The sequence below is a fragment of the Shewanella sp. NKUCC01_JLK genome, from assembly GCF_019345615.1.
Classification (GTDB): domain Bacteria; phylum Pseudomonadota; class Gammaproteobacteria; order Enterobacterales; family Shewanellaceae; genus Shewanella; species Shewanella oncorhynchi.
In genome coordinates this window covers 34,005-58,047 of sequence record NZ_JAHKRD010000023.1, presented here as the reverse complement: position 1 = coordinate 58,047, position 24,043 = coordinate 34,005, and the positions used below count along the sequence as shown (strand labels likewise).

Sequence of the window (24,043 nt, the reverse complement as noted above, 5' to 3'; positions counted from 1 at the left end):
GAGAAAAAAAGCGCTAATCTTGGTTAGCGCTTTTGTATTATCAACTTATTTCAGGACTAGACAACTAGCTGAAAGCTTAGGGTTTACTTCACTAAAGTGAGTAGTGGTGCCTGACTCACAACTTGGAAGTCGAGCGCCATAGTCACACTGAGCGCCGTAATAGTGATGATTGAAAAACCAAATACTTGGCGAGCCCAGCGGTGCATGTCGACGCCGTGGCGATAACCTTTTAATGCCATGGCAAGCCACCACAGGCTAGTGGCACAGGTGACTGCCATAAAGGCGATACCTGTATAACCTGCGAGTGGCAGCAGCGCACTGACTAAGGCGAACACGGCAATATAAAGCACGATATGCAGTTTTGCCTTGGTCATGCCTTCTGCAACCGGTAGCACAGGAATATTGGCTGCCGCATAGTCATTAAAACGGAAAATCGCGATGGCATAGGAATGTGGCATCTGCCATAGGCTGAACATCAACAGCAAAATAGCCGCGCCCATGTCCATTTGCCCTGTCACACTGCAATAGCCAACCACGGGCGGTACTGCGCCCGAGAAGCTGCCAACTAAAGTGCCATACACTGAGTTACGTTTCATGTAGAGGCTATAAACCCCCACATAAACGATGTAACCAATAACGGCAAATAGCAGGGCTAATGCATTGGTAAACAAGGCTAAGATGCTAAAGCCTAACACACCTAAGGCGAGTCCAAACGCGAGTACGTTACCCACGGCAATTTCGCCCGTGACAGTGACGCGTTTGCAGGTGCGCTGCATCTTGGCGTCGATATCACGGTCAATACAGTTATTGATTGCGCAACCCGAGGCTACGACCAAGGACAATCCCACTAAGCTCGCCAGCATCAAGACCAAATTTACGTCGCCTTTGGCGGCTAATAAAAAACCGCCAGCAACGGAAATCAGATTCCCAAAAATGATGCCAGGCTTAGTGACCTGCACATACCCTTTGAAGCGTGCTTTCCATTGCGGTGACATAAATCTGTCTTGTGTTTGCATAGACTGTTTCTCGTTACATCATCAAAGCGTTGGCTTCGAGTATGATCCACACCGACAGGCCGACGACCATGACAATAATCAGGGCGGTAAATAGGAAGGAGAAGGTATTTACTTTGCCTTCTTTCGAGAAATCTAAGTGCAAGAAGTACTTAAGATGTACCACTATCTGCACTATCGCCATCACTAGCACTAAGCTGAGGGTGGTCGCTTTCTCGAAGTGATGGGTCATTACCGCCCAAAATGGAATGGCGGTTAATACCACTGACAGCACAAAGCCTATTAGATATGACTTAATGCTCGCGGCCAGATCGTCAGTGCCATGGATATGCTTATCAGTATGACTATGTGCGCTCATTACAGTGCTCCCAATAAATACACGACCGTGAATACACAAATCCACACTATGTCGAGGAAATGCCAGAACAGGCTTAAGCAGCTCAGGCGGGTGATGCTGCGATGACCTAAACCGGTTTTCGCCACTTCAATCATCATAATCGCCATCCAAATCAGACCTGCGGTCACGTGCAAGCCGTGCATACCGACAAGGGTGAAGAAGGACGACAGGAAAGCGCTACGCTGTGGGCCATTGCCGTGTTCAATCAGGTGATGGAACTCATAGACTTCCATCCCGATAAACACACAACCGAGGGCGAAGGTGACGAGTAACCAAGCCAAGGTCGCGGCTTTGTTATGGCGTTTAGCAAAAATCAGCGCCATGCCATAGGTAATACTACTAACGAGCAGGGCGGCAGTTTCGATCAGCACAAAGTCCAATTCGAAAATGTCTTTACCCGAAACGCCACCGTCCGTGTTCATGTAGAGCACAGCATAGGTTGCGAAAACCGAGGCAAACAAAATGCAGTCGGTCATCAGGTAAATCCAAAAACCAAACAGAGTGTTGCCACTCGTATCATGGTGTTCGTGATGATCTTCTGCGTGAGCTACTTCTAAATCTGCTGGGATTGCAATACTCATATCAGCCCCTTACTACATTGTTTAAGTGGGCATTTTCAATGCGAGCCACTTCATCGGGTTGCACGTAATAGTCGACGTCATTGTTATAGGCACGGAATAAGAACACGATAAACGCGCCCACTAAGCCCACAACGGCTAACCAGAGAATGTGCCAAATAGCGGCAAAACCCGCGGCAGTGATCCCCAGCGCCATTAAGATACCGCTTGAGGTATTTTTCGGCATATGGATTGGCTGATAGTGTTTGAGGCCTTGATAAGCCAAGCCTTTTTCTTTCGCATCGGTAAAGGCATCGATATCAGCAACCTGTGGCAGCTTAGCGAAGTTATAGCACTGGGGTGGAGAAGCGGTTGACCACTCTAAAGTATGGCCATTCCATGGATCGCCCGTAGTATCGCGGTTTTGGTCGCGGTCACGGATACTCACGTACAGTTGGATAAACTGCAGAATGATACCGACCATGATGATGCAAGCACCCACGGCGGCTAAGTAGATCCACAGGTTCCATGCTGGGTTATCCGTATGACTAATTCGGCGCGTCATACCCATAAAGCCCAATACGTACAGCGGCATAAAGGCTACATAGAAACCGATTTGCCAACACCAGAATGACGCTTTACCTAAACGTTCATTCAAGTGGAAACCTGTCGCTTTCGGGAACCAGTAAGTAAAGCCTGCTAAGTAACCAAATACCGCACCACCAATAATAGTGTTATGGAAATGCGCGATTAAAAACAAACTGTTATGTAGAACGTAATCGGCTCCCGGTAAGGCTAATAGCACACCTGTCATACCGCCTATGGTGAAAGTCACCATAAAGCCTAGCGTCCACAACACAGGTACAGTTAACCTTAGGCGGCCACGGTAGATAGTGAACAACCAGTTAAACAGTTTTACCCCGGTTGGAACCGCAATCACCATAGTCATCACCCCGAAGAAGGCGTTGACGTTGGCACTTGAGCCCATAGTGAAGAAGTGGTGTAACCAAACGATGAAACCTAAAATTGAAATCGCACCGCTCGCCCACACCATAGAGGTGTAACCGAACAAACGCTTAGCCGTAAAGGTTGAGATCACCTCGGAGAAAATACCAAAAGCAGGCAAAATCAGGATGTAAACTTCAGGATGTCCCCATGCCCAAAACAGGTTGATATACATCATGGCGTTACCGCCACCGTCATTGGTGAAAAAGTGGAAATCCATATAACGGTCGAGCGTTAACATGGCTAGCACGGCGGTTAAGATAGGGAATGACGCGACGATCAAAATGTTCGCCCAAGTACAAGTCCAAGTGAAGATTGGCATTTGCATCAGCTTCATGCCTGGGGCACGCATCTTAAGTACGGTGGCGATAAAGTTCACCCCGGTTAAGGTTGTCCCTATGCCTGAAATTTGCAGTGCCCAGATATAGTAATCGACTCCAACCCCCGGACTGTAAGCCAGTTCTGAGAGGGGGGGATACGCCACCCAACCTGTCTTAGCAAATTCACCTAAACCCAATGAAATATTGATCAGCACAGCGCCAGAGGCGGTCAGCCAGAAACTGAGGTTATTCAAGAAGGGGAAGGCAACGTCGCGTGCGCCAATCTGCAGCGGCACTACTAAGTTCATCAGACCTATCATAAATGGCATCGCCATAAAGATAATCATGATCACGCCGTGGGCGGTGAAGATCTGGTCGTAGTGTTCTGGCGGCAGATAACCTGCGGCGCCGTTGGTGGCGAGTGCTTGCTGGGTACGCATCATAATGGCATCGGAGAAGCCACGAATGAGCATCACCAAAGCCAACACTATGTACATGATACCGAGGCGTTTATGGTCAACTGAGGTTAACCAATTATTCCAGAGTACGCTCCATTTTTTGTGTTTAGTGATCAAGGCTGCGATATACAAACCTACCACAGCGACGACCGCTAGGGTCACCATGATGATGGGCTCGTGATACGGAATCGCATCTAAGCTTAATTTACCGAGAAATGACATGATTACTCCGCCTCCACTTTATGAGTGGATGAGTGCTCTAAGGATGAAGGTTCTGTGGATGAGTCTTGTGTTAATGACGGTACAGAAGGTGTTGAGCTATCCATGTCGGCCATGTTCTGTGTATTTTCCATCGCGTGCTCGCCTGCCATATGTGCCATGTCGTGCATACCTTTCATGTCTGCCATGTCAGATGTGTGCTCAGTGCCCATGTGTTCCATGCCTGCGTGCATGTCCATTCCTTCGTGACCTTTCATGCTCTCATGTGAGTCCATGTGCATGTATTGCATCACGATTTGGTCAAACATCCCTTTGCTCACTGAGCCAAAGTATTCAACTGGGTTGTATTCACTCGGTTTAGCCAGTGTGGCATAGGCCGCTGAGTCCAATGTTTTGCCCTGTTGTTTTAACTTGGCAACCCATGCATCGAAGTCGGCAGGTGTTTGAGTAGCAATCGCTTTAAACTTCATGCCCGCAAATCCGGCGCCGCTGTAGTTAGCCGAGATACCGTCGAAGGTGCCTGGTTCGTTAGCGATCAAATGCAATTTAGTGGTCATGCCCGCCATAGAATAAATCTGGCTGCCTAACTGAGGGATGAAGAAGGAGTTCATCGCAGTGTCAGAGGTGATCTTAAAGTTCACCGGCACATTGGCTGGGAACGCCAACTCATTGACCGATGCCACGCCTTGTTCTGGATAAATGAATAACCATTTCCAGTCCAGCGACACTACTTCAACCGTGACGGGTTTAGCTTCGTGTTCTAAAGGTTTATATGGATCAAGATCATGGGTCGAACCCCAAGTGATCACACCTAGCACTATCACGATCACAATCGGCACTATCCACACGACGGTTTCAATCGCCGTTGAGTGTGCCCATTTAGGCGCATAGATTTCCTGATCACGGCCATCGCGGTATTTCCACGCGAAGTACAATGTCATGGCAATCACAGGGATAACGACAATGAGCATGAGTAGGGTGGCGACGATAATCAGGTGTTTTTCATCGATACCGATTTGGCCCTTAGGGTCCAACACACCGCCATCACAACCCGCGAGCATGAGTGCTACTGCCGCGATTGCTGCTTTACTTAATTTTCGAATTAACAAAGGAAGATTCCTCTAACCCTAAGGTTTACAACTCTGCCAAGCGTTAACCGGCAGTCGCACTAAGCGGCGTTATCTGAGCGCAAATCCTGAGACCCAAGAGGCATGACACAACAATGTGCCGCCATTCCGAGGCCAATCGAAGATCAGCTTTCAGCGCTTAATGCTTAATTTTAATTTAAAAACAGAGGGTTAAAATGGCGGCGCGCGACAACCGTGGGCGGTATGTTCGAGGGATTTTAGCCTTGGGGGTGCTAAAAAAAGTGAAGCGTTAGTTAAATCGAGATGATTGAAAAATTTGAAGCAGGAGTCGATTAAATGCCATAACTGCAGAATAACGAGGGGGTTGAGCAATAATAGGCTGAGCAGACTGGCGCCGATAAACTCGACTAAAAAGCCATTGCTGAGGCTGATTAATTCACTAATATCGACACAACCGCCGATCAACACGGATAAAACGTCAGCTACAGGCAGCACAAACAATAACCCGAAAAACAGGGTTAGGTTTGTCATGCTAAAGGTTGAAAACCGAATAATCAGGTTCAATCTTTCAGCAATGAATTGGCTAAGAGCTAATTTCAATTAACGGGTCCGGTTGAACGGGAAAGGGAGTCAGTAGGCAGAACAAAAAATATTCAGCATGTAACTTTTTTATGCGGCAGGAGGATACCAAGAAGCGGCTATTGAATGAAAGCGGATCCCCGTAGTAAAAGGGCTTTAGTATTAAAAAAACCTTAATTAAAACTAAATTGGATCATTGTCCTTACAGAATTAACGGTATTTAAACTGATTTTGTTCTCATAAAATAAAAAATTGTGAAGCCTCTCATTTATTCATTTTGACTAAAGTTGGTTTGCTTGTGGTGTCATTGAGTTGATTATAGCCCCCATAAACATGTTAGCTTTACCCGCAAAAAGACTAAGCTTAACTTCTATGGCGGGGCTAATGTTGCCGATAGTTGTCTTGATGGGTTAGCTTGTTTGTCGCAAGATTGGGTTCGCCAAGTTTGGCTGTGTGATTAAGTACATTTGAGATCGACATCCCAAATAAAAACATCACGTTAAATGAGTGATTGTGTCAGTCATTTACGCTATTTACATTAGATAAACCGATTATTAAACTGTGAACTTATCTCGCCCCTGATATGTGCTTGAGATTGAGCCTGTGAGTAGGGCATGATGCTTCTCAATTCTCGAAGTGCGTCAGCATGAAGGACTACACATAAAGTCATTTATCCCATACCTTAAGGTAAACATTTTCATCGCCTTAGCTTACGTTATTGTAGGTAAAATTGGTTTGATGATTGCTTTGCCGCCTGGATATTCTGCTGCAATTTGGCCTGCCGCAGGTATTGCTATTGCCGCTTGTGTTTTATGGAAGGAATATGCGCCTTGGATTGGCGTGTTCATTGGTTCTTTGTTGATTAATCTCAACATCAGCGGACATATCCATTGGGGGTGGTTGCCCTTTGCGATTTCAATTGGCTCATCTATACAGGCAGTGCTTTCTGCCTATGTTCTTGGGCGAGTCGATCATTTATTCACCCTAGATAATCCTAACGCCGTCATTAAATCCTGCTTGAGTTTAGCTTTAACTTGTACTGTAGCGACTGTTTTTGGCAATTTCTCCTTAGTGATTAACGGTACGATTCCACAGTCCGATTTACTGGGTAGTTTAATAAATTGGTGGACTGGGGATTTGCTCGGTGCCGTGATTTTTATCCCTCTGACTATGTTGTTATTTGATAAGCGAGTTATTTGGCGTTCTCGCCGCATTCAGACGGGTGTGCCTTTGCTGGTGGGTTTTTTATTTTGCGTGGGGATTTATTACTACTCAGATATGAATCAGCGCCAACAGTTACGGGATAAGTTTCTGGTTCAATCTAATGCGATTATTAGCAATATTGAAAGTTTTCAAGATGCTAACCTCCAACAAATTGTTGCCTTAGCAAGCTTGTTCGATAATAGCGAGCAGGTTTCTGAGGATGAGTTTGTACAGTTTGGCAAACGCAATATGTTGATGAAGGATGGCTTTAGAGCTTGGTCTTGGTCACCGCTTGTGGCGGCAGCCGATCAGCAAAGTTTTGAGGCATCCATTCGTTCTGTGGTTGGTGGTTCCTACAAAGTGACTCGTCCCGAAGGCTGGCAGGCGAATACTGATGGTTGGCTAGTCCCTGTGATGTATATTCAGCCGCAGATAGGTAACGAAGCGGCCTTGGGATTGGATCTCAATAGTGAGCCGACGCGAGCCGCAGCCATAGCAAAAGTGCGTGCGACGTTAGCACCCGTGATGACAGCCAAGATTCAATTAGCACAAGATCCCAATGGTCCTGGTGGCACTTTACTCATTGCTCCTGCTTTTGACAGATTGGGTAAGATCTCAGGGTTTTGTTCAGCCGTAATTGATTTGCAAGGCATTATTGATGATGTTGATAGTGTAAAAGGGTTGCAGTGGCAACTGACAGATATGAGTGCGGGCGGTACCTTACTTTATAGCAATACTCAAAAATCGTTTCCTGAATTTAGCAGCAAGCTCTTCAGCGATAAAACTGGGCAGTATTTTCAGGCAAACCTGATGTTAGCGGATCGTCATTGGCATATAGTGATTTATCAATCCTATGCGGTGCTGATGGGCGATACTTTTAGCTTATCGCTACTAATGCTGCTGCTCGCCTTTATCACTTGTGCGGTCGTGGGCGGCATGACACTGGTTTCCTCCGGCGAGCGCCAACGTATTGCCGAAAAAGTGACAGAAAAAACCATGGCATTGTCGAAGGAAATTGCCCGCCGTCAGGCTTTTCAAGCTACCTTGGTCGAAAGTGAGCAAAAATATCGAAACCTATTTGATAAGGCCCCTGTGGGGCATGTGCTTAAACGTTTAGACGATGGTCAATTTGTGGCGATTAACCCCGCCTTTCAAGCGATTACGGGTTATTCACTCGATGAGCTTAATCAACTTGATCCTTGGGATCTTACCCCAAAGCGTTATCAATTAAGTGAAGAAGAGCAATTAGAGCGCTTAAAGCAGACGCGCCGTTATGGTCCCTATCAGAAGCATTATTTACATAAAAATGGCCAATTAGTGGCGGTGCGCCTTAACGGGGCTTTAGTTACTGGTGCCAATGGTGAACAGCTAATTTTGTTTATCGTCGAAGATATTACCGAGCAGGAGCGTACCGTTGCGCGGGTAAATCTCTTGGCGCAAGTATTTCAGCAGAGTGGTGAAGGCATCACGATTATGGATGCCAACGATATCATTGTGGATGTGAATAGCGCATTTTCTCAGATCACGGGTTATTCCCGAGAGGACATTATTGGTAAAAACTGCCGTTTTATAGAGGCTGAACGAACGGATAAAAGTATCGATTCTCAAGTCCGTGCAGCCCTCGAACAAACGGGTTTCTGGCAAGGTGAAGTCTGGGATAGGCATAAACAAGGCTACGATTTCCCGAAATGGTTGATGATGTCTGTGGTGCGGGATGATTCTGGTGCCGTGAGTCACTATATTGGCAGCTTTACCGATATCAGTGAGCGTAAAGTCAGTGAGGAACGCATTCATTTCCTTGCCCATCATGACTCTTTGACCTTATTGCCTAATCGACTGAGCTTGCAGTCGCGCCTCGAAGTGGTGTTTAAGGATGCTCTGGTATCCCACAGCCAAATAGCGGTAATGTTCATCGACATGGATCACTTTAAAAATATCAACGATACCTTGGGCCATCATGTGGGCGATCAACTGCTGCTAGAGGTGGCCCGACGTTTGAAATACATCGTTGGTGATAATGATACTGTGGCGCGTTTGGGAGGCGATGAGTTTGTGGTTGCCTTGTCCGATACAAACCATGATGAAGTGGCCAGTTTAGCCGAGGCGCTGCGCAGTGGTTTGAGTCAAACCTATGTGATTAATAATCAAGCATTACATTCATCGCCAAGTATAGGGATCAGTTTATTCCCCAATGATGGTGACAGTGTTGAAGCCTTGATGAAAAATGCCGATATGGCCATGTACCGCGCAAAAGCGGCTGGACGCAATAACTATCAATTCTTTACTGCGGCAATGAACACCTTGATCACTGAGCGCCAGCATATTGAAACTGGCCTGAGGCAAGTGTTAGCAAACGACGAATTGCGGCTGCATTATCAGCCACAAATTGATATTAGAAGCGGGCAAGTGGTCAGTGTCGAAGCGCTTGTGCGCTGGCAGCATCCCGAATTTGGCATGATAGCGCCTGACCGTTTTATTCCCATTGCCGAAGAGATTGACATGATCATCCCAATTGGCCAATGGGTGTTAGAAACGGCGATGGCGCAACTTGCTGTCTGGCGCGCTGCGGGTGCCACTGAATTGCGAATGGCAGTGAATCTGTCAGCGCATCAACTCCGTAAGGATACGATAGTCGCCGATATTACCAATGTGTTGGTGAAGCACAAGTTGGGCAAAGGCGCACTGGAGCTGGAGATTACCGAGAGTGTGGCGATGCAATATCCTGAGCAGAATGCGCGCTTATTAGCGGAATTGCGCCAACATGGTATCGAGCTCGCCATCGATGATTTTGGTACAGGATATTCCTCTTTATCCTATTTGAAACTCTTGCCCTTAGACAGGTTAAAGCTCGACCGATCCTTTGTGAAGGATATTGAGACCGACTCGAACGATGCAGCCATTAGCGCTGCAACTATTTCTATGTCCCATGAATTGGGGTTAACTGTGGTCGCTGAAGGGGTTGAAAACGAGGCGCAATTGGTATTATTGTCGAGTATGGGGTGCGACTTAGTGCAAGGGTTTTACTTTAGTAAACCCTTAGCGGCAGAAGAGTGTTTCCGCTTTATCCAGCGTAATTTATAACGGCAGAGTGTTGTTGTTTTTCTAATGCTGGCGCAGAGTTGGACTATACTTGAGTTCGCATTATGCATGCGTTAATCAAAATACTAAGGATGGTTTTATGCAAGTCATCTTCACTAAAGGTACTCAGCGTTATGGCCAGTTGCGTTGTGTGCGCATGGACGGTAGTGCGACCCAAACCCAAATGCCAGAACAAGGTATAGCACCTCACGATATGATCCACTATGTGGTTGAAAAACGTCTGCATATTCAAGGTGCTTTCTTCTCGCAGATCAGAGCTGGCGCCGATATCAGCTTTACCTTAGAGCATAATGAAACCTCCCGTGCCATCGCTGATAAAACGGAGGTGTGGCAAACCGAATCCATAGTTGAGACCCTGCAGTCGCTACTGTGGTCGGGTGAAACGCCAACCTATGACGGCTTTATTTATCAGTTAGAGCAAGCCTGTAGCAGTCGAGACTTAGCAGTTCCTATTGTTAACCAAATAGATTTTGATCATATTCTCAATGAGATTATGGATTTGAGTGTTGAGTGGCAGGGAATGGGAGAAGGTCAGTCCTTGACCTTGAAGTTCTGATCTATTGATTAGGGCGGTGAGTGGCTAAATACCTTCCCCTAAAAAGACTTTGGTATAGCGCGGCTGGATCCAAGCGCTATCACCTTTGTTTATGCCAAGCTGTTTAAATTGCACTTTAGATAATTCAACATGGATCAGTTGGTTATCTAGCTCAGTTAGGACTTCTAATCTCACTGCTGGGCCAACTATGGTCACTAAGTCTAAACTGACTTTAAGGGCATTTTCAGTTGGTTGTGTCAGTACTTCGATTTCGTGTGGGCGCACATAGGCTAAGCCTTGTTGCTCTTCGTTAATCGTGTGCTCAGGTGAGGGAATGTGAATATTGCCTATAGTGCTATGCCCTTGTTTTACTCGGGCATGAAATAGGTTCACATTGCCAAGAAACTCGTACACAAAAGGATTGCTTGGATTATCATAGACTTCTTCTGGCGTACCTTGCTGCTCGATACGGCCTTGATTCATCACCACGATTTTGTCTGCGACTTCGAGTGCTTCTTCCTGATCATGGGTCACAAATACGGTAGTGACATTAATCTCATCGTGTAAGCGTCTTAACCAGCGGCGTAATTCTGCGCGCACTTTTGCATCGAGCGCGCCAAAGGGTTCGTCTAACAGTAGAACCTTAGGTTCGACCGCAAGCGCGCGGGCGAGTGCGATGCGTTGCCTTTGACCGCCTGAAAGTTGTGATGGATAGCGATTAGCAGTCCAATCTAATTGGACGAGTTTGAGTAATGAATGCACCTTATCGGCAATGTCTGCCTTACTCGGACGTGTTTTTCGTGGTCTGACTGTGAGTCCATAGGCGACATTTTCGAATACAGTCATATGTTTAAATAGGGCGTAATGTTGGAATACAAAACCGACACCGCGTTCACTCACATGCTGTGTGGTAATGTCTTCGCCATTAAATCTGACTATGCCACTGTCGGCCTGTTCGAGTCCGGCAATAATCCTGAGTAAAGTTGTTTTGCCTGAGCCGGATGGGCCTAAAAGGGCCGTCAGCTCTCCGGTTTTGATCTCTAAATTGACCGAGTCTACGGCAACAAAATCACTAAAACGCTTATTAACTTGTTGAATGTGTATGCTCATAATGCTCTGTTCCCAAGGACGTTGCGTTTAGTTAATTTGATGTTTGCGCTCATCTTTCCACTCCACGAGGCTTTTCAGCACTATAGTGACCAGTGCTAAACCTGTGAGCAGGGATGACACGGCAAACGCGGCCGTAAACATGTATTCGTTATAAAGCACTTCTATGTGTAGCGGCATAGTATTGGTCTCACCGCGAATGCGCCCAGAGACCACTGCTACCGCACCAAACTCGCCCATAGCACGGGCATTACACAGGATCACGCCGTAGAGTAAGCCCCACTTAATATTTGGTAACGTGACGTACCAAAAGGTCTTTAAACCACTGGCACCTAGGGTGAGTGAGGCCTCTTCTTCATCTTTGCCCTGTTGCTGCATCAGTGGGATGAGTTCACGGGCAATAAAGGGTAAAGTGCCGAACATGATGACAATGACTATGCCCGGAACGGCAAAAATCACTTTTAAATCATGGGCAGCAAGCCAAGGCCCAAACCAGCCTTGGGCACCGAAGAGGATCACAAAAATCAGCCCGACCACGACGGGTGAAATGGCGAAGGGCATATCGATTATCGAGATCAGTATGGTTTTGCCTCTAAACTCAAATTTAGCAATGGCCCAAGCGATGGCGACACCAAAAATAGCATTAGTGGGTACAACAATAATTAACACTAACAAGGTGAGGCGAATGGAAGCGAGCGCATCGGGATCGGTCACGGCTTGCCACCAGACCTTGAGACCCGCTTCGAAGGCGCCGTAGAGCACAACCGCTAATGGCAAAACCAGAAACAGTGCGAGAAAGCTTAATGCGATCCCGATTAAACTCCACTTTATCCAAGGTGCCTCAGTGGTAGCTTGATGATTTACAGTCGATATTTGGCCCATAGACTTAACCTCTTTTACTCGCCCACCACTGTAGGCTATTAATTAATAACAATAAGAGGAAAGCTGCTGCGAGCATGACCACGCCGATAGCCGCAGCGCCGTTATAGTCATATTGCTCAGCTTTGGACACTATCAGTAGCGGAGTAATTTCGGTGCGATAGGGCAAATTGCCCGAGATAAAAATGACGGAACCATATTCGCCCACTGCACGTGCAAAGGCTAAGGCGTAACCCGTTAATAATGCAGGTAATACCGCAGGTAGGATCACTCTTCTTATGGTGGTTAATCGATTAGCACCGAGGGATGCAGAAGCTTCTTCCAGTTCTTTCGAAAAATCAGCCAAAACCGGTTGTACTGTTCGTACGACAAAGGGCAATCCAATGTAAGTTAAGGCGATCACAACACCAATTTGACTGTAGGCGACTTTAATACCCCATAAGTGTAAATATTGACCTACCCACCCGGTAGTCGAATAAAGCGTTACGAGCGCGATACCTGCGACAGCCGTCGGTAAGGCAAAAGGCAGATCGACTAAAGCATCGACGACTTTTTTACCAAAAAATTGATAACGTACTAACACCCAAGCGACGAGAGTCCCAAAAATGGCATTAATGCTGGCGCCAATAAAAGACGCCGTAAATGACAGCTTGTATGAGGCTACAACCTGAGGATGACTAATGGCGACCCAAAAGTCAGCCCAACTCATTTGCAGCGTAAACAGAACTAATCCGGCTACAGGAATAAGAAATAGCAAACTTAAATATAAAACTGAGAAGCCTAAGGTAATACCAAATCCAGGTAGCACAGATTTTATGACAACCTTGCTCATATCATTATTCCGTCGCGAGATAAGTGAAACTCATGGGCGGTTTCGTATGAGTGAAACCGCGTAAAAGATTACTTGCTAATCTTGGTTAAAATAGAATCGAATTGACCACCATCATTAAAATGAGTTTTTTGTGCTTTGTTCCAGCCACCAAAAACCTCATCAATGGTAAAGAGCGTCAGTTGTGGAAACTTGTCTTTGTATTGCAACGCAATGTCTGGGTTTGTCGGGCGATAAAAGTGTTTTGCAGCTAGGTGTTGTGCTTCATCAGTATAGAGATGTGCTAAGTAAGCTTCTGCTAACTTACGTGTCCCTTTGCGATCGACATTTTTATCTACCACTGTCACTGGTGGCTCGGCAAGAATGCTGACACTTGGAACAATGATTTCAAATTCACCTTTTCCTAACTGCTCAACTGATAATATGGCTTCATTTTCCCAAGCGATGAACACATCGCCAATTTTACGCTGTACAAAGGTATTGGTTGCGCCACGGGCGCCAGAGTCCAGCACAGGTACGTTTTTATAAATCTGAGTGACAAACTCTAACGCTTTTTCTTCTGAGCCGTATTGCTTCAGTGCATAACCCCAAGCGGCGAGATAGTTCCAGCGCGCCCCGCCTGAAGTCTTAGGATTTGGGGTAATGACCTCTACACCTTCACGAACTAAGTCATTCCAGTCATGGATATTTTTGGGATTTCCCTTGCGAACCAATAGCACTATTGTCGAGGTATAGGGCGAGCTATTGTGTGGTAGGCGACTTTGCCAATTTTCAGGAATTAAATCCGCTTTTTGCCTTAATGCATCAACGTCATAGGCCAGTGCCAGAGTGACAACATCCGCTTCTAATCCATCAATAACTGAGCGAGCTTGCGAGCCTGAACCACCGTGAGATTGACGTATGGTTGGGGCTTTATGGCCTTGTTTTTGCCAGTATTGGCTGAAGATTTGGTTATATTCCCGATAGAATTCACGGGTTGGATCATAGGAAACATTCAATAGCGTATCTTCAGCGAGTGCGAGAAAACTAGTAGAGGCCAAAACTAAGGTGAGTGTTGCTTTTTGTAGGTGAGATAAAATATTCATACCGAAATCCTCATATTATTTAATAAGGCTTCCGGTTGACCGGTCAGCGATGTGGTCTAACTGTGTTGATTGGGTGGTAAATTTCGTTTTTATTTCGACGGCGTAACTTGGTCTAAACGAATTTTTTCTTTCTTTTCTAATTGCACTAATTTCCCATGGTGAAAGGTTAATTCCACTGTCCCAAACTCAATTCTACCCAGTAGTTTTTCTAAACTATTGACGAGCACGGGGATCACGGTTTGTAGATCTTCTTTGGTTGCCATATAAGTCCTCATGTAAGTGGTTTTTGACAACGTAATTGGAATTATAATCAAATATTGATAACTAAAAAGTTACATTTTGCGATTTGATATTCTTTTATGTAATAAGTGTGTCTTTTGTGTGTTTGAGTTTGTGAGATCGTTAGACAGGCTCTGAGTTGCACTTTCTATTTGATAGATAAGATTACCAATAAGCACATCAATGAGGGGCCACTGTCCATGTCCGGAATCGACATTAATGTGGCCACTTAACCCTAAGTTGATTGTTGGGAATCCAAATTTCTTTGCCAGTTTTGCAGCTTGATTAAAGGGCATCCAAGGATCGTTTTCACTGGCAATGACAAGCCCTGCGACACCTAAGGGATGTTTTGGCAACAAGTGTTTGATCGTTTGAGTGCCATCGTGTTCAGGCAGAATGTGTCCATTCTCAGAAAATCGTGCTGGTGATGCTGGCGCAACTAAAATAGCTGCTGCTACCCGCTGTGGATGATGAGCGATGGCAAGGCTTGTCGCTAAACAGCCAAAACTGTGGGCGAGGATGAGGATTTCACCTTCGATTTGATCGATTGCGCGGCAAATGGCATTGGCCCAGATATGAATCTTAGGCTCCAATAGTGGTAAGTCATTGACCCATATAGCTGATTCATATTTTTGTGCAATCCAACTTTGCCAATGTAAAGGGCCGCTACCACCAAACCCTGGCACAATTAATAAGGTTGCCATATTTCATCCTCCAAGATGTGAGTTGATAAGAGAGCCAAATGACGACCGGATGAAGCCAGTTTGACTCGCACTCTGACTATATCTGCAAATTTGGTTATTAAAATTGTTATTTATAGTTCATTTTGGAATATGGGATGTATTTAGGATCTTAACTCTGGAGGAAGTTGCCTTTGTGAGGTGATGTTACAGATAAATAATCCATAAAAATGCCCAGTAAGAGGGTGAGTCTTCTGGGCACTCGTTTTCAGTTTATATCTTGTTATTCCCTATGACGGCGTTCTTGGCTTTGAGTTGATCGACCTTGGTTATGTTCTACCGAGCGAGCGGTTTGCGCATTTTGGCGTGGCTCACTTTGTCTCACTCTCACTTCTTCGTGTTGTCTAGGCGCTGCTTGTCTTGGTTGTTCAATCCGTTGTGGCTCTGTACGTCTTGTTTCAGGTCGTGGCGTTTCAACTCTTGGGGTCATAGTTCTTGGTTTTTCTTGCCTTTGTGACTGTGACCTTTGTTGTTCGACATTACGCGGCTGTGACTCCCGAGTTTGATATTGCCTTTGCTGAGGCTCCTTTGATGACATTGGCTTTGATTGTACGGGTCTTGATTGCATGTCATTACGCTCCTTGTGGGTTGGTGTTTGTACCATAGGGGCGGAGCGACGTTCCTTTAACTCGGCTTGTGTTTTCTGATAACTCGGCGCGCGGTTATCACGTTCACGGCTGACGTTATGATAGTCTTTATTATCACGACTTTTATTGCCCTGATTACTCATATTACCCAGATTACTATGGGTATCTTGACGTTCTTTAGACTTCGAATATTGGCTATTGAAGTGCTGTTTACTGCCGCTTGAGTGTGAATCTCTGCCGCGATATTTATCATCATGGTAATAGCGTTGTTTCACCACTGGATTGTGATAACTCACACCGCGTCTATGTTCGGGTTTATGTTTCCAAGGTTGTGCGCCATGGCTAACACTGTATCTTTCCCGTGGGCGATATCGGTGTGAATGGCGATAGTCGATCACCACCACTTTATGGTTGTGCCAGTGGAACGAACTGAAGAAGTAGTTAAAGGAAATATGGATGCCCGGTGACCAGTAGAAATGGTTATGACTCGGACGATAGGGATAGCCAGCATAGCCGCCAAATTCCCAATATACAGGAGGATAAGCCACACCCCAACGCCATGTGCCGTAAACCACGCGTGGATCGTAATAGGGGACGTAGACGATTTCTCGCTTAGCGGGTTCTATGATGATCTGATTGTTGGCGCGGGTAATTGCCATGTTATCCATGTCCGCTAAGCTATTCGCTTTATCAGCCTGTTGTCTTAGGGACTGAATGCTGTTCATCACTTGGCCTTCATCTTCTAAGAAAGCTTCACCGAGTCTTTGAGTCCATTCGAGATCTTCACTCATTTTTTGTAGCAGCGTCGGGAAGGCCAGCAAGGCTTTGACGCTCGGGTCCCAGTCCTGATCTTCGGCTTGCGACATAATTTGGTCGATCGATGATTTGGGGCGCTGGGTTAACCAACGCTGTGCCTGCACTATTTCGAGTGGATAAGTTGAGGCAATAAGTATGTGGGTCAGTAAGCTATCGGGATACAGGGCAATAGGCGCCAGCATTTGTTCGAGTTCGGCTTGGCTTGCCGCGGTGCTCGATCCTTGGCTCGCAGATATGCCCGCAGCCTGTGCTGTGGTAGTGAAAGGCAAGGCCACTAATGCCGCCGTTAACACTAGCCAATTCCATCGATGTAGTCTGTTCATGGTTTGCTCCAATAATCCTGTTCGAGGATGTTATGGGCATATTAGGCGTGTGAATATGAACATAAGCTGAAAGTGTTTTGCGGTTAAAAATTTATTAATAGCCAAATTTTAGGAGAAGTCATAAATCTATCACATTGAAAATAATGACTTAAACTGAGTGTGCAAAGCTGATGCTAAATTTGGCTCCACCTAAGGTTTCTGAACGAGAGACAGAAATTCTGCCGTTATAGCTGTCGACTAAATCGCGCACGATAGCAAGCCCAATACCATTACCTTGAAGGTAGGAGTCTGCGCGAATACCACGTTCAAAGATTTGATTTTGCAGGGCTTCACTGATCCCTGGGCCATCATCTTCGATACAGATTAGCAGTTGATAGGCATCGCCTGTGACCGTTAATGTCACCGTAGACTTCGCGGCTTTACAGGCGTTGTCGAGTAAATTGCCTAGAATTTCAGTCAGATCTGCTTCATCCCCCTTGAATACTGCGTGTTCTACCATCTCGCCGCTGAGATTGATTTGTGGCTCTCGATAAATTTTAGCTAATGTGCGTAATAACTTAGCGGCGACTTCATCGACACGAATACCTAAATGCCACGAGGCCGCCGCTGCGGTTTGGGCGCGTTTTAGCTGGTGGCCAATGATCCGGCTGATCACTGATACTTGCTCACTGGAGGATTCGCTTAAGTCGGCCTGACTCTTGATCACCGCCAGTGGTGTTTTGAGGCTATGGGCTAGGTCGGCCAAGGCATTACGATAGCGTTTTCGTTGGGTTTGTTCGGTATTGAGCAAAATATTAAGCTGCCGAGCAACCGCTTGTAATTCAGTGGGGTACTGGCTACTTAGCTGCATCGACTTACCTTGCTCGACGGAATGTAACTCTTGGGTAAAGCGTGCTAAAGGTCGTAACGTCCACAGTAACCAACTTAATTGAAACACTAACATGACTAACATTAAGATCAGCAGCCAAGTCCAAAGCTGTTGATTAAACTGATCAATTTGCTGCTGAAATTCTCGCTCGTCTTTAATGATGTGGATTGTCACTGGCACGTTTTGATTTTGGCTGGCAAAACTGACACTAAAGCTATAAATCAAATGGAGTTGATCGGCGAGCTCGATTTGCTCAAATGCGCTTTGACCTGTGGCTGGGATGGTAAAATGTGGCGGTGGCGTAATCCCCATAAAAGATTGCGAGTGCCACACTATATCTTGTTTGCCGCTGGCGTCTTCAGTGGTTGCAATGGCATACAGTCCTGATTGAATGAGGTTAAAACGATTCTCTAGCACTAACTCTGGGATAGATATTTGTTTGTTTTCGACTTCAGTCACCGCGAGAATTGAATAGACATAGGCACTGAGTTCATTCTTGGTTGCGCTTTTAACTTGTTCAGTAAAGGCATCGTTTAAGGCAACGCCGATCAAGGGTAATAACACTAAGATAAATAATAGCGCGCTGGCAACTAAGCGTGCTTTTAGGGAGTTCAGCACTTGCCACGCCATGGCGCGTTTACTCATCGGTTGCTTGCCCAGACGTTAACGCTTTTAGGCGATAACCTTGGCCGCGCAGGGTTTCAATCAGGTTGTATTGATTATCAGGATCGAGTTTTTTGCGTAACCTGCGGATAAAGACTTCGATGACGTTAGAATCTAAATCAAAATCCTGATCGTAGATGTGCTCTGTGAGGACGGTTTTTGATTTGACTTCGCCCTGATGCAACATAAAAAATTCGAATAACTTGTATTCAGAGCCGCTGAGGTTAACCAGTTCTTCGCCTTTACGTACTTCTAGACTGCTGGTGTTAAGGCTAAAGGGGCCGTTGTAGATCAGGGGGCTGGCCTTACCGGCGGAGCGACGGATCAGGGCTTTTAGTCGTGCGATGAGTTCTTGGGGATGGAAAGGTTTCGTCAGATAGTCGTCGGCACCGGCATCGAGTCCTTCAACCTTATCTTGCCAACTGTCCCTTGCGGTTAAAATCAGGATAGGAAAGTCGCGTTTTTGTTCACGCACGCTACGGATCAAGGCGATACCATCGAGTTTAGGTAAACCTACATCGATAATTGCTGCATCATAGTTGTATTCGAGCGCTTGAAATAAGCCTTCTTCACCATCACTCGCCACATCGATACTGTAATGGGCATCGAGGAGATGTTGCTTTAAGTTAGTCTGTAGTTCTATATCATCTTCAACTAGTAACAATCGCATCGTTAGTTCCTCGAGACTCGGCCCGTTGCGGCATCTACTGAAACAGAAAATACTTGGCCATCATTATTGAGGATTTTAATACGATATCCCGATCCGCTGGATTGTACGCTCAATACTTTGCCTTGAAATTGTCGTTGCGCCATTGCCACCGCTTGATCAGGGCTATTGACCGCCAGACGGCGCTGTTCATTCTTCGCACCTTGGTTACGAGGCTGATTGCGATCATCATGTCTATCATTACCTGCTATGCAACCAAAGGAGGCTGATAAGCAAGTGATTAGGGCCAAGGTCAAACCAAGTTTCATATCGGGTACCCGCAATGTTCAGCGATCTTAAGTTAATGAGTGAGATGGATAACTTATCGAGTCGACTAAGAATACCTCATCACCTTAACAAACACATAGAGATCAGCCAATTGGTTGGCACAATTCCTTCAAAATTAACTCTGACAGTTATTTTGTTATTCGTGACAGAACTGAAGTTCTGTTGGCGAGTCTATCTCTATGCTCGCGCTTGTATCGTTTAAGTTTTGTGAGTGTTACCCATTCCAGATGAACTCGGGCTGAACGTATCTTCTGGCTGAGAACAGTGAGCGTTGATGTTCAGCTTATGTTCACCTTCATTGCACTTTAATAGCTCCAATTTGAACGGGTTATCCATAGGATATTCAAGATGAACACACTCAATAAGCAAGATATGGCAGCCACAGTTAATATTAAGCTGTTTATGGCAACGGCTATTGCTGCGCTGTTTTTAGCGTCCCCTGCCGCTAGCGCTCAGCCCCGCGAACTGGAGTCATCGCAAAGCTTAACGCCATTTACTGCAGCCAGCGTTGGTATTGCCAAAAAAGCAGAAAATAGCGAGCAAGCTGCTGAGCAGGAACAACAAGCTTTAGCTTTGTTACAACAAGCCGCGCCCGCAAAAAATGTCACTGAAGTCGCCGCTGCGGCCGTGAAATCCTTGGCGCCAGCCTTATCATCCAAAGCGCCGACGGTAAACCGAGTGCAACTTATGGGCGCCTCGCCGATGACGCGTGAGCAAGTAACAGCGAAACATGCGAGCCAAGGGATTCCGAGTTCGAGTGCGACCAGTGAAGATCCCTACCGCGCACCTGTGTATCACAGCTTTTCGATTTTTGATGCCAGCAGTCGTTTGTTTGAAGACTTTGACTACGATGGGTTTTATCAAACGTTTAGCGTGACCTTCGACGTTGATGTCAATGGTTCATATCTTAATGAAAGAGCTGATTTATTTGCCGAGCTTTATCTCAGTCGTGATGGTGGCCCTTGGGTGCATTACTACACCACAGACGTATTTACCATTTACGGCGATTCGACACAGGACGATTACGAAGTGTTGACCACGCTCTACACGGGTTATGCGACGGATCACTATGATGTGTTGATTGATGTGTATGAAGTGGGTTACAGCGATATTGTTGCGACCATTAGCGCCGATGAGACCGATAGTTTGTATGCGCTGCCATTGGAGAGTAGCGATCGAGACAGAGAGCCCGACATTATCGTTGTTGAGGAAAGTGGCGGCGCCTTCTCAGTATTAGGTTTGTTATGTCTTAGTTTGTGTGCGGGGCTGCGGTTGAATCGAACTCGAGCCTAATCGCCCTTATTTCTCTCGGTGTTTATCTGCGGTAAATAGGGCTAGTATGGATGAGTTATTTTAACTAAATGGAGAAAGACATGATTGCTCAAGGTCAAACATTACCTGCTGCCACATTAGGTCAACTGACTAAAGATGGCATGGTGAATCACCAAGTTACCGAATTGTTCGCGGGTAAAAAAGTCGTATTGTTTGCAGTGCCAGGTGCTTTTACTCCAACGTGTTCTGAAGCGCATTTACCTGGCTATGTGGTATTAGCCGATCAATTTAAAGCGAAAGGCGTGGATTTGATTGCCTGTGTTGCTGTGAACGATGCCTTTGTGATGAAAGCGTGGGGCGAAGCACAAAATGCCTCTGAATTAATGATGTTAGCCGATGGCGATGCCAGCTTTACTAAAGCCTTAGGTTTAGAGATGGATACTGCCGGTTTTGGTGGCGTGCGTTCACAACGTTACGCCATGATCATCGATAACGGTGTAGTGACTCTACTGAATGTAGAAGAGCCAAAGGCTTTTGAAGCCAGTAAAGCTGAAGTTGTTTTGGCCGCTATCTAAGCGTATTTAAGACATGAAGTTTGGATGTGACCAAAGCCAGCCATTGATTGGCTGGCTTTAACTAAATCAATTTATTGTACGATTTGAATGTTGTCTGCATCTATGGTCACTTCAGACCAATCTTTATCCACTTCACCACGAATAATGACCTGAGTCTCAGGTGTTACTGTGTTGCCGCGCCATAAATCATCATCAATTTCGACCTTAATATCACCCGTAGCGTCACGGAAAATATAATCATCGTGTCCAATGGAAGAAATGATATGGCCCGTTAACTCAATTTGGGCGTCATCACTGGCATTGAGCGCGCTCACCACATCATGAATCACTTGTCTTGCGCTCGGCCCTTGGAAGCCACCCTGTATTTGAGGTTCACCCGTTGTAGGTTGAAAGCCTGCTTGGCTGGCCATAGTCGTGAATGAAAGTGCCATTGCGAAAACGGTAAGAGTCATTTTATTCATCTGTTTGTCCTTTCTATGGTTTTATGTAACTCAGCCTCAATGGCTATTACAGTGTTGCGAGCATAGTGCCAAGACAAGCGTGAAGCGGTTGTGAAGATTGGGTTTGCAACTCAGAATTTGCTAAAACGAGGCCATTTATCCAAGCTAACTTCGGTTAATGGGCATTATCTATAAACTGAACATAAGCCTGATAGCTAGCACCATCGTTTTGGGTTGAAAATGCCCAGCCCATTCGCTCGCAAATACGTTCAATAATAATTAATCCGCAGCCATAGCCTGATGTATCAGTACTTTGAGTGCTTAGTGGATTCAGTATCCATAATTGGTTGCTTTGCATCGTAATTTCAATGTTTCCGGCACTGTAATTGAAAGCATTTTTAATTAAATTGCCTATCACTATGTCAATAAAGCTCAGTGGCGCCTTGATGCTCAAGCAATCTTTAAGCGTTAAGCTGTAGGTGATTTCTTGCTTGGCAAAGTGCTGCGCCATTTCAGCTAAAATGTGTTCAAGGCGTGGTGCTAAATCAATTTGGCTGTAGTGCTGGGATTCAATGTCTTCTTTTCCGAGAAGTAAAAAGGCCTCGGTGAGCGTTTTCATTTGATGCCCTGCGTAATCAATACGTGTAATGGCTTTTTTGACCATTAATTGTTGAGCCTCGGTTGTCGCATTGGGGATTTTTTTGAGCAATTCGACCGAACCTTGGATCACCATAATGGGCGTGCGTAGTTCATGGGAGGCAAAACGGCTAAATTCTTGTTCCCGAGTGAAGTAGGCGGCAATTTTAGCTTTGTTGCTTAATAGGGTTTGCTCAATCTGGCGGGTTTCACGGTATGAAGTACTCGGTGTTGATGTCGGTCTTTTTGGTGATAGTTGATTGATTTTATTTTCAATCTCAGCGAGTGGACTGGATAGCAGACGTACAAAATACAATCCATACGCCATGATAAACAGGAGCAAACCGATCCCCATAATAGAGATCAAAATGTGCATTCTATCTTCATAGCTATCAAGGAAATCGTCCGCGTCATCCTTATAAACCACATACAACAGCCCTTGCCCAGAAGGATGAGCGGATATCAAAAAGTGTTTATCTTCGTCACCCAGTTGATGTTCGTAAAATCCGGTATTTTGATAAGGTTGCAGCCAAGCTGGTACAAACTCTTTGCTCCAATATGTTTTCAATTCATTGATATCGGGGAGCTGTGCTTTATCACCAAACCTTTGATAATTCTTTAGATATTCGCGAGTCTCTGTGGCCAGCGTTTGCTCGAGGCTAATCTTCTCAATTTGTTCTTCGGCGATATAAATGAGGCTCCAAAAAATGGCAAACATCAAGCTAGTTAATACTAAAAAAGTGAGGCGGATTTTTTTATATAAACTCGGAAAATGCTCAGGGGATAAGTCGGTAACCTTGGCCATGGATAGTCTCTAATTTTGAGTCTGAAAAACCTTTATCGAGTGCACTGCGTAAGCTGTATATGTGGCTGCGAAGTGAATCACTCGAAGGTGCATCATCTCCCCATACTGTATCTACCAATTGCTCTTTACTCACGATAGCGGGCGCATGTTTTAGTAACAGTGAAAGAATGGTGCGCTGAATTTTACTGAGCTTAATTTCTTTACCAGCACGGGTAACTTGATGGGTTTGCAAATTTAAACTGATATCACTGAAGCGCAAAATACCCACATCTAAACGTGGGCCACGATTATGCAGTGAATGCAGCCGTAAGCATAATTCTTCCATCGCGAAAGGTTTATTTAAAAAATCATCCCCACCTGATGTAAAAGAATCAATTTTATCCTGCAGACTATCTTTGGCGGTTAAAAATATAATCGGTGTATTACAATAAATTTCTTCACGCAGTTTTTTGACCGTATTAATACCGTCTAATTTGGGCATCATAATATCCATTATGATGACATCGTAATGGTTTTGTTGAATTAAATTGATTGCACTTTCCCCGTGATATGCACAGTCGGCAATAATTCCCTCTAGGGTTAAATAATCCATGATTGTTTCAATAACATCATGATTATCATCAACAATTAATACTTTCATAGGTTAATTCATTTCTTCACATTTGCTTGACG

23 protein-coding genes are annotated in these 24,043 nt (G+C 45.5%); 4 read left to right on the top strand and 19 right to left on the bottom strand.

From position 1 onward, the window contains the following. Positions 1-83 precede the first annotated feature (83 nt). The 6 genes from cyoE to KO537_RS20905 all read right to left on the bottom strand — a co-directional run bounded on the left by cyoE (position 84) and on the right by KO537_RS20905 (position 5,657). Positions 84-1,016, bottom strand: a complete 933-nt coding sequence (gene cyoE, locus KO537_RS20930) for a heme o synthase (protein ID WP_219235637.1) — start codon at positions 1,014-1,016, stop codon at positions 84-86. 13 nt (positions 1,017-1,029) lie between these two features. Beyond that, a complete protein-coding gene (gene cyoD / locus KO537_RS20925) occupies positions 1,030-1,371 on the bottom strand; it encodes a cytochrome o ubiquinol oxidase subunit IV (protein ID WP_219235635.1) in 342 nt (113 codons plus the stop codon). Beyond that, complete coding sequence (gene cyoC, locus KO537_RS20920) at positions 1,371-1,991, bottom strand: cytochrome o ubiquinol oxidase subunit III (RefSeq protein WP_011787513.1); 621 nt, start codon at positions 1,989-1,991, stop codon at positions 1,371-1,373. Before cyoC ends, cyoD begins: the two co-directional genes overlap by 1 nt. A 1-nt stretch (position 1,992) precedes the next feature. After that, positions 1,993-3,972, bottom strand: coding sequence for a cytochrome o ubiquinol oxidase subunit I (gene cyoB, locus KO537_RS20915; RefSeq protein WP_219235633.1), 1,980 nt, complete (start codon positions 3,970-3,972; stop codon positions 1,993-1,995). A gap of 2 nt (positions 3,973-3,974) precedes the next feature. Next, positions 3,975-5,078, bottom strand: coding sequence for a ubiquinol oxidase subunit II (gene cyoA, locus KO537_RS20910; protein ID WP_219235631.1), 1,104 nt, complete (start codon positions 5,076-5,078; stop codon positions 3,975-3,977). Positions 5,079-5,267: 189 nt separating this feature from the next. Next, positions 5,268-5,657, bottom strand: a complete 390-nt coding sequence (locus tag KO537_RS20905) for a hypothetical protein (protein ID WP_219235629.1) — start codon at positions 5,655-5,657, stop codon at positions 5,268-5,270. A 615-nt stretch (positions 5,658-6,272) separates the two neighbouring features. Between KO537_RS20905 and KO537_RS20900 the strand changes: the two genes are divergently transcribed. Next, on the top strand, positions 6,273-9,920 hold the full coding sequence (locus tag KO537_RS20900; protein ID WP_219235628.1) for an EAL domain-containing protein: 3,648 nt from the start codon (positions 6,273-6,275) through the stop codon (positions 9,918-9,920). 97 nt (positions 9,921-10,017) lie between these two features. Next, positions 10,018-10,494: a cytoplasmic protein gene (locus KO537_RS20895; protein ID WP_219235627.1), complete on the top strand. Its 477-nt coding sequence runs from the start codon at positions 10,018-10,020 to the stop codon at positions 10,492-10,494. A 24-nt stretch (positions 10,495-10,518) separates the two neighbouring features. Here KO537_RS20895 and KO537_RS20890 read toward each other — a convergent pair whose 3' ends face one another. The 10 genes from KO537_RS20890 to KO537_RS20845 form a co-directional block, all read right to left on the bottom strand. Continuing rightward, entirely contained in the window at positions 10,519-11,583 is a 1,065-nt protein-coding gene (locus KO537_RS20890) for a sulfate ABC transporter ATP-binding protein (protein ID WP_173248327.1), read from the bottom strand. Between the two features lie 27 nt (positions 11,584-11,610). Continuing rightward, positions 11,611-12,462 (bottom strand): sulfate ABC transporter permease subunit CysW, encoded by an 852-nt coding sequence (gene cysW / locus KO537_RS20885; protein ID WP_014609850.1) that lies wholly within the window; start codon positions 12,460-12,462, stop codon positions 11,611-11,613. Between the two features lie 4 nt (positions 12,463-12,466). After that, entirely contained in the window at positions 12,467-13,291 is an 825-nt protein-coding gene (gene cysT, locus KO537_RS20880) for a sulfate ABC transporter permease subunit CysT (RefSeq protein ID WP_011790693.1), read from the bottom strand. Between the two features lie 68 nt (positions 13,292-13,359). Continuing rightward, the gene (locus KO537_RS20875) at positions 13,360-14,373 is read right to left on the bottom strand and encodes a sulfate ABC transporter substrate-binding protein (RefSeq protein ID WP_219235625.1); all 1,014 of its coding nucleotides are present in this window, start codon (positions 14,371-14,373) and stop codon (positions 13,360-13,362) included. Positions 14,374-14,462: 89 nt separating this feature from the next. Next, positions 14,463-14,636, bottom strand: a complete 174-nt coding sequence (locus KO537_RS20870) for a YezD family protein (RefSeq protein ID WP_105250676.1) — start codon at positions 14,634-14,636, stop codon at positions 14,463-14,465. 69 nt (positions 14,637-14,705) lie between these two features. Next, a complete protein-coding gene (locus KO537_RS20865) occupies positions 14,706-15,356 on the bottom strand; it encodes an alpha/beta hydrolase (RefSeq protein ID WP_219235623.1) in 651 nt (216 codons plus the stop codon). 259 nt (positions 15,357-15,615) lie between these two features. Beyond that, the gene (locus KO537_RS20860) at positions 15,616-17,118 is read right to left on the bottom strand and encodes a DUF3300 domain-containing protein (protein ID WP_219235622.1); all 1,503 of its coding nucleotides are present in this window, start codon (positions 17,116-17,118) and stop codon (positions 15,616-15,618) included. A gap of 148 nt (positions 17,119-17,266) precedes the next feature. After that, positions 17,267-18,631, bottom strand: a complete 1,365-nt coding sequence (locus KO537_RS20855; RefSeq protein ID WP_105250673.1) for an ATP-binding protein — start codon at positions 18,629-18,631, stop codon at positions 17,267-17,269. Next, positions 18,624-19,319, bottom strand: coding sequence for a response regulator transcription factor (locus KO537_RS20850; RefSeq protein WP_113940226.1), 696 nt, complete (start codon positions 19,317-19,319; stop codon positions 18,624-18,626). Before KO537_RS20850 ends, KO537_RS20855 begins: the two co-directional genes overlap by 8 nt. A gap of 2 nt (positions 19,320-19,321) precedes the next feature. Further along, the gene (locus KO537_RS20845; protein ID WP_105250671.1) at positions 19,322-19,624 is read right to left on the bottom strand and encodes a PepSY domain-containing protein; all 303 of its coding nucleotides are present in this window, start codon (positions 19,622-19,624) and stop codon (positions 19,322-19,324) included. 367 nt (positions 19,625-19,991) lie between these two features. Here KO537_RS20845 and KO537_RS20840 point away from each other — a divergent pair, with 367 nt between their 5' ends. Both KO537_RS20840 and KO537_RS20835 read left to right on the top strand, forming a co-directional pair. Further along, entirely contained in the window at positions 19,992-20,936 is a 945-nt protein-coding gene (locus tag KO537_RS20840) for a choice-of-anchor H family protein (protein ID WP_212599488.1), read from the top strand. An 80-nt stretch (positions 20,937-21,016) separates the two neighbouring features. Further along, on the top strand, positions 21,017-21,490 hold the full coding sequence (locus KO537_RS20835; protein ID WP_113940228.1) for a peroxiredoxin: 474 nt from the start codon (positions 21,017-21,019) through the stop codon (positions 21,488-21,490). Between the two features lie 71 nt (positions 21,491-21,561). Here KO537_RS20835 and KO537_RS20830 read toward each other — a convergent pair whose 3' ends face one another. The 3 genes from KO537_RS20830 to KO537_RS20820 form a co-directional block, all read right to left on the bottom strand. Further along, positions 21,562-21,951 carry a NirD/YgiW/YdeI family stress tolerance protein gene (locus KO537_RS20830; protein WP_113940229.1) on the bottom strand — a complete coding sequence of 130 codons (390 nt, stop codon included), beginning with the start codon at positions 21,949-21,951 and terminating at the stop codon, positions 21,562-21,564. A 154-nt stretch (positions 21,952-22,105) separates the two neighbouring features. Next, positions 22,106-23,371: a HAMP domain-containing sensor histidine kinase gene (locus KO537_RS20825; RefSeq protein WP_131525517.1), complete on the bottom strand. Its 1,266-nt coding sequence runs from the start codon at positions 23,369-23,371 to the stop codon at positions 22,106-22,108. Continuing rightward, on the bottom strand, positions 23,343-24,011 hold the full coding sequence (locus KO537_RS20820) for a response regulator transcription factor (RefSeq protein ID WP_131525518.1): 669 nt from the start codon (positions 24,009-24,011) through the stop codon (positions 23,343-23,345). The genes KO537_RS20825 and KO537_RS20820 overlap by 29 nt, the downstream gene beginning before the upstream one ends. Positions 24,012-24,043: the final 32 nt, after the last annotated feature.

Excerpts from the sequence above, each read along its gene's own strand:
- KO537_RS20870 (WP_105250676.1), bottom strand. The coding sequence starts at position 14,636 with ATGGCAACCAAAGAAGATCTACAAACCGTGATCCCCGTGCTCGTCAAT.
- KO537_RS20855 (WP_105250673.1), bottom strand. The coding sequence starts at position 18,631 with ATGAGTAAACGCGCCATGGCGTGGCAAGTGCTGAACTCCCTAAAAGCA.
- cyoB (WP_219235633.1), bottom strand. The coding sequence starts at position 3,972 with ATGTCATTTCTCGGTAAATTAAGCTTAGATGCGATTCCGTATCACGAG.
- KO537_RS20875 (WP_219235625.1), bottom strand. The coding sequence starts at position 14,373 with ATGAATATTTTATCTCACCTACAAAAAGCAACACTCACCTTAGTTTTG.
- cyoE (WP_219235637.1), bottom strand. The coding sequence starts at position 1,016 with ATGCAAACACAAGACAGATTTATGTCACCGCAATGGAAAGCACGCTTC.
- KO537_RS20860 (WP_219235622.1), bottom strand. The coding sequence starts at position 17,118 with ATGAACAGACTACATCGATGGAATTGGCTAGTGTTAACGGCGGCATTA.
- KO537_RS20830 (WP_113940229.1), bottom strand. The coding sequence starts at position 21,951 with ATGAATAAAATGACTCTTACCGTTTTCGCAATGGCACTTTCATTCACG.
- cysW (WP_014609850.1), bottom strand. The coding sequence starts at position 12,462 with ATGGGCCAAATATCGACTGTAAATCATCAAGCTACCACTGAGGCACCT.
- KO537_RS20890 (WP_173248327.1), bottom strand. The coding sequence starts at position 11,583 with ATGAGCATACACATTCAACAAGTTAATAAGCGTTTTAGTGATTTTGTT.
- KO537_RS20845 (WP_105250671.1), bottom strand. The coding sequence starts at position 19,624 with ATGAAACTTGGTTTGACCTTGGCCCTAATCACTTGCTTATCAGCCTCC.
- cysT (WP_011790693.1), bottom strand. The coding sequence starts at position 13,291 with ATGAGCAAGGTTGTCATAAAATCTGTGCTACCTGGATTTGGTATTACC.
- KO537_RS20825 (WP_131525517.1), bottom strand. The coding sequence starts at position 23,371 with ATGGCCAAGGTTACCGACTTATCCCCTGAGCATTTTCCGAGTTTATAT.
- cyoD (WP_219235635.1), bottom strand. The coding sequence starts at position 1,371 with ATGAGCGCACATAGTCATACTGATAAGCATATCCATGGCACTGACGAT.
- KO537_RS20895 (WP_219235627.1), top strand. The coding sequence starts at position 10,018 with ATGCAAGTCATCTTCACTAAAGGTACTCAGCGTTATGGCCAGTTGCGT.
- KO537_RS20865 (WP_219235623.1), bottom strand. The coding sequence starts at position 15,356 with ATGGCAACCTTATTAATTGTGCCAGGGTTTGGTGGTAGCGGCCCTTTA.
- KO537_RS20850 (WP_113940226.1), bottom strand. The coding sequence starts at position 19,319 with ATGCGATTGTTACTAGTTGAAGATGATATAGAACTACAGACTAACTTA.
- KO537_RS20840 (WP_212599488.1), top strand. The coding sequence starts at position 19,992 with ATGAACACACTCAATAAGCAAGATATGGCAGCCACAGTTAATATTAAG.
- cyoC (WP_011787513.1), bottom strand. The coding sequence starts at position 1,991 with ATGAGTATTGCAATCCCAGCAGATTTAGAAGTAGCTCACGCAGAAGAT.
- KO537_RS20835 (WP_113940228.1), top strand. The coding sequence starts at position 21,017 with ATGATTGCTCAAGGTCAAACATTACCTGCTGCCACATTAGGTCAACTG.
- KO537_RS20820 (WP_131525518.1), bottom strand. The coding sequence starts at position 24,011 with ATGAAAGTATTAATTGTTGATGATAATCATGATGTTATTGAAACAATC.